Origin of the sequence: Vibrio sp. M260118 (genome assembly GCF_036533755.1) — a bacterium.
Taxonomy (GTDB): Bacteria; Pseudomonadota; Gammaproteobacteria; order Enterobacterales; family Vibrionaceae; genus Vibrio.
In genome coordinates, this window is record NZ_JATABG010000356.1 from 1 (window position 1) to 5,361 (window position 5,361).

At 44.7% G+C, this 5,361-nt stretch carries 4 protein-coding genes and 2 pseudogenes; 4 read left to right on the plus strand and 2 right to left on the minus strand.

The window, feature by feature from the left end; genetic code table 11:
- Together gcvH and QTO00_RS16625 are read right to left on the minus strand one after the other, a co-directional pair.
- A partial coding sequence (gene gcvH, locus QTO00_RS16620) for a glycine cleavage system protein GcvH (RefSeq protein WP_331425783.1) occupies window positions 1-296 on the minus strand: 296 nt, incomplete at its 3' end.
- A gap of 35 nt (window positions 297-331) precedes the next feature.
- On the minus strand, window positions 332-1,627 hold the full coding sequence (locus QTO00_RS16625) for a serine hydroxymethyltransferase (RefSeq protein WP_038201540.1): 1,296 nt from the start codon (window positions 1,625-1,627) through the stop codon (window positions 332-334).
- Between the two features lie 365 nt (window positions 1,628-1,992).
- Here QTO00_RS16625 and QTO00_RS16630 point away from each other — a divergent pair.
- The 4 genes and pseudogenes from QTO00_RS16630 to QTO00_RS16645 form a co-directional block, all read left to right on the plus strand.
- Window positions 1,993-2,454: pseudogene (locus tag QTO00_RS16630) on the plus strand (helix-turn-helix domain-containing protein); the annotation flags it as partial.
- A gap of 258 nt (window positions 2,455-2,712) precedes the next feature.
- On the plus strand, window positions 2,713-3,831 hold the full coding sequence (gene gcvT, locus QTO00_RS16635) for a glycine cleavage system aminomethyltransferase GcvT (RefSeq protein WP_331425784.1): 1,119 nt from the start codon (window positions 2,713-2,715) through the stop codon (window positions 3,829-3,831).
- Window positions 3,832-4,003: 172 nt separating this feature from the next.
- A complete protein-coding gene (locus tag QTO00_RS16640) occupies window positions 4,004-5,029 on the plus strand; it encodes a S1 family peptidase (RefSeq protein ID WP_331425785.1) in 1,026 nt (341 codons plus the stop codon).
- Between the two features lie 134 nt (window positions 5,030-5,163).
- Window positions 5,164-5,361: pseudogene (locus QTO00_RS16645) on the plus strand (helix-turn-helix transcriptional regulator); the annotation flags it as partial.

Below are 5,361 nucleotides of genomic sequence, written 5' to 3' on the forward strand. Positions count from 1 at the left end.
ATCCAACCGCCTTCATACGGTTCTTCGTTGATTAGCTCTGGGCTGTCTTCTAGTTCTTCGTTGATTTCTACGATTTCACCGGTGATTGGTGCATAGATGTCAGACGCTGCTTTTACAGACTCAACGAGTGAGAAGCTTTCACCTGCTTCAACTTCGTCTTCAACCTCTGGTAGGTCGACGAATACAACGTCACCTAGCATTTCTTGCGCATGCTCAGAAATACCGATCGTTACTGTGCCGTCACCGTTGTCACGTACCCACTCGTGGCTATCTGCAAACTTCAGTGTTTTGTCCATTGCTTAATCTCCAAAAATAACTTTGATTAAATTGTTTATTGGTAAAGTGGGAAGCGATTGCACAGTGCTTTCACTTCTTTGCGAACGCGTTGTTCAACGTCTGGGTTGCCTTCTGGGTTTTCTACCAACCCGTCAAGAACGTCGCCAATCCAATTACCGATGAGTTTGAATTCTTCAGCGCCAAAGCCGCGGCTTGTGCCCGCAGGCGTCCCTAATCGAATGCCCGATGTAATCATAGGCTTCTCTGAATCGAATGGGATGCCATTTTTATTACATGTGATCCCCGCACGTTCTAGTGCTTCTTCTGTCACGTTACCTTTCAATCCCTTAGGACGAAGGTCGACTAACATTAGGTGAGTATCTGTACCGCCGGTCACAATGTCGCACCCGCGAGTTTGCAATACTTCAGCAAGAACTTTTGCGTTGTTGATCACTGAATCAATATAAGTTGAAAATTCTGGACCCAGCGCCTCGCCAAACGCAACGGCTTTAGCCGCGATAACGTGCATTAATGGGCCGCCTTGTAGGCCAGGGAACACGGCAGAATTGATTTTCTTGATGATATCTTCGTGGTTAGTCAGAATCATACCGCCACGTGGGCCGCGCAATGTCTTATGTGTTGTCGTTGTAACAACGTGTGCATGTGGAAGCGGGCTAGGGTGGGCGCCCGTCGCAATGAGGCCGGCAATGTGTGCCATGTCGACCATCAAGATAGCCTCAACTTCGTCTGCGATTTCGCGGAACTTAGCAAAGTCGATGATACGTGGAATAGCACTACCACCTGCAATGATCATTTTTGGTTTGTGCTCAAGAGCCAGTTCACGAACCGCGTCGTAATCAATTTCTAGCGTGTCGCGATCCACACCATATTGAACGGCGTTGAACCATTTCCCAGAAAGCGCAGGGCGAGCGCCGTGGGTAAGGTGGCCACCTGCATCTAGAGACATGCCTAGAATCGTGTCACCCGGTTGAAGTAGAGCCAATTTAACCGCCCCGTTCGCTTGCGCGCCAGAGTGTGGCTGAACGTTTGCGTATTCACATTTGAAAAGTTTCTTTGCACGCTCGATAGCGATAGCCTCTACCGTGTCAACGTGTTCACAACCACCGTAGTAACGACGACCAGGGTAACCTTCTGCATATTTATTAGTTAGGCAGGTGCCTTGGGCTTGCATGACGGCTTTAGAAACGATGTTCTCAGAAGCAATCAATTCAATCTGTTCGTTTTGACGGGTAAATTCCGCTTGGATTCCAGCGAAGACAGCATCGTCAGTAGCAGCTAGGTTAGTAGAGAAAAAGTTCTCTAGGCTGTGATTTTGAAACGGTTTGTTCATGGTAGATGACCTTCCATTCATGCTAACGAGGTTGCTATTAGTTTCGTATTCTCGTTAGTCCTACTTCTGTAACTACTCTTGATTAGAGTAGGGTGAATTTCTAAACCCCAAACAGTGGGGAAAACCGAGAACTCGTGCGTAAAATGAATGGCACAAAGCTCGGAAATAACATCTCTACAACTAACAAGTTGGTAACATAGCGGTTGTGGCATGAACAATCAACCAAAAATTTCCTATTGGAAACAAGGTTTCTATTTTTGTTAACGAGAGCACGGTTTATTTCTTGTTCGTTGCTTTCATCCACTATCAGCTTCGTGCACAATGAAAATGAAACAGGAAGTTGTAGTAAAAAGAAGAGGGAAGCATCTACTTTAAGTAAAATAGAAAACGAGCAGATCTCTCCCACTTTCCAAGCGATGCAAAAGCTGGCCGTTGGTTTGCAGATAGATATGCCACAACTATTTGAACCACCAAGAAAAAAGGTTGCTACCGGCCGACGTGATATCACTAAAGCTAACCAAGGTAAACCTCACCCAACACCAACCTATGAACACGAACTGCTGGCGACTCAACTGTCTAACAAAAAAATGATGCCATTTAAAAGTCAGGTTCATGCGCGGAACTTTGAAGAGTATGGTGATTGGGTAAGACACGACGGCGAAGAGTTTCTGCTGATATTATCGGGTTCTGTAATGTTCTACTCAGAGTTTTATGAACCGGTGGAATTGAGCGAAGGCGATAGTGTGTATTACGACGCAAATATGGGGCACATGTTGATCTCGACAAGTGAACAAGATGCACTCATTCTTTGGGTCACTGCAAAGTAATGCAAGTATTTTGAGAATTTCATATAGTGAATGCAACCGTTTGCTGTTGGTTCTTTAAGCAATGGAATAGCGCCGTTTTGGATGGTTAACGTTCAAAGCGGCGTTTTAACATTCATTGATTTTTGTAAATATGATGTTAAGTGTCACATTTTATGAGTCCATCACCATCTTAAGAGTGCAAAAATTCTTCACTCATGTTTATTATTGGAAACAAGCTTTCCTTGTAAGGGAAGCGCCCCAGATTTTATGGAGACAATAATGACTCAAGAACTACTCAAAACCCCTCTACACGCGCTACATGTTGAAGCTGGCGCTAAGATGGTTCCTTTCGCTGGCTATGACATGCCTGTTCAATACAAGCTTGGTGTAAAGAAAGAGCATTTACATACTCGCGACGCCGCAGGTCTATTTGATGTTTCGCACATGGGTCAACTGCGTTTGCACGGCGAAGGCGCTGCTGCGTTTCTTGAGTCATTAGTTCCTGTCGACATCATCGACCTGCCACAAGGTAATCAGCGTTATTCTTTCTTTACTAACGAGCAGGGCGGCATTATGGATGATTTGATGGTGGCTAACCTAGGTGATCACCTATTTGTTGTGGTTAACGCAGCGTGTAAAGAGCAAGACATAAGCCATCTAGAAGCGCATTTACCTTCGGGCGTTGAACTCGAAGTGATTGACGATCGAGCATTATTAGCATTGCAAGGCCCTAAAGCAGCAGAGGTACTGAAGCGTTTTAATGCTGAAGTGACTGATATGTTGTTTATGGATGTTAAGAAACTAGAGATTTTAGGTGTTGAGTGCATCGTTAGCCGCAGTGGTTACACGGGGGAAGATGGCTACGAGATTTCGGTGCCAAACTCACATGCACAAGAGTTAGCGCAAAAGCTAACGGGTGAAGACGAAGTCGAGTGGATCGGTCTTGGTGCACGTGACTCGCTTCGTCTTGAGTGTGGCCTGTGCCTATATGGTCACGATCTTGATACGACAACAACGCCTGTTGAAGCAAGCCTTCTGTGGGGCATTCAAAAAGTTCGTCGCACTGGTGGTGAGCGTGAGGGTGGTTTCCCTGGTGCGGATATCATTCTTAAACAAATTGAAAACAAAGATGTATCACGTAAACGCGTTGGCTTAGTTGGCCAAACCAAAGCACCAGTACGTGAAGGTGCCGAGTTGTTTGATGCTGATGATAACAAAGTTGGTGTCGTAACCAGTGGCACAGCAGGCCCAAATGCGGGTAAACCTGTTTCGATGGGCTATGTACGTGCAGACCTTATGGCTGTTGGCACTGAGCTATTCGCTGAGGTTCGAGGCAAGAAGTTACCCATGACAGTTGAGAAAATGCCATTTGTGCCACAGCGTTATTACCGTGGCTAACGACTTAAATCTCATTATAAAACCTCTCGCTTGAGAGGTTTTATACTTTTAGGCATGGCAAACTATTGCGTTAGTCTATGTCGTGTTGGAGAAAGTGAAATTACAATTCGCGATTAGTGACATTTCTATCATCATCTACACTTAAAAAGTGACTATGATGTGGGAAACACCTGTGAAACGATTGTGTCTGTTAATTTGCTTACTGCTGTTGACGCGAGGGGCTAGCGCAATTGGTATCACGCCGTTTATTGTGAATGGTACCGACGCCAACATCGTTAATTACCCCTCTTTTGCAAGCCTGTTTTACCGCAATGGTAATGTTTACGGTAGTACGTCATATTGTGGTGCGACTATGATTAATCCCCAGTATGTTCTTACTGCTGCTCACTGTATCTACGATGACGACAACCTAATGCTCTATACGGTTGTCACTTCGCAACTTGATGATGAAGCCAACTTCCTCTCAAATCCTCAAGCCAAGGCGTTAGAGTTTTATTATCCGGATAACTACATAGATTCGTCAGCAGAACTGTGGCCAAATGATATTGCCATCATTAAGTTAGAAACCGCGTTGCCTGTTACTGACTACTCTTCACTACTTAATACCACGGTGAACAATGCCTTTCCTGGAGGAGATATCTATAAAGCTGTTGGGCATGGCGCCATTGAAGGGAATGTGGCAGGAGGAACCAACCTGTTAGAGACCACCTTGCAATATGTTGATACGCCAACGTGCCAGGCGGAATATGGAAGTAAGTTAACCTCAAGCCAATTATGTTTTAGTGGCGTTATTAATGCGGGCTATCGTAATGCGACTTGTCAAGGAGATTCAGGTGGGCCAGTGTATTGGTTTACCGGAGGTCAGTACATCCAGATTGGCATTACCAGTTTTGGCCCCACCATCTGCGGCAATACGGCGGTGAATGCTACCTCTGTATTTACCGATGTATACGATTATCAAGCCTGGATCTCTCGAGTTATCAATGGCCTGGAAACCCCTAAAGCTTATGTTACGACAGTAGATGGCGATAGAGCGCTTATCAAAGCAGGACAGCAACTCCCTGTTGTGGAGAGCAGCGGAGACGATGGCGGCGCGCTGAATCTGCTTACTTTGATGTTCTTTTTGTTTCTCTGTTGGTTCAAACTGTTTGGCGTACTTTGTTGGCATCAAATCAATCTCCATAGATCTTATAAATGAGAATGCAAGACTAATTTATTGATTGTATGAATGGTTTCTGTCGTGGGTATCGAGATTGAATAGATTGCTATGTTGACTAATTCAACCTAAACGATAGGTTTAACTCATAAGTAAGTTGTGCAGGGATCACTACGATGAAGAACGATATTTATAAAATTACGCTTATTTCTGATCTGACAATGCAGTCTAAATTACTCAAAGATTCGTTGGAAAAAGGGCTTTCGTTACAGGTTACGATGCTTACGTCTGACCAATTGGAACAGATGGAAGAGGGTAGTTCATTAATAGGAAACCTAGTACTTATTGATTACCACTATCTGGACGACACTAAG

Bases quoted from the DNA above. Each gene is read 5' to 3' on its own strand.
- gcvT (WP_331425784.1), top strand. From the start codon at position 2,713: ATGACTCAAGAACTACTCAAAACCCCTCTACACGCGCTACATGTTGAA.
- QTO00_RS16625 (WP_038201540.1), bottom strand. From the start codon at position 1,627: ATGAACAAACCGTTTCAAAATCACAGCCTAGAGAACTTTTTCTCTACT.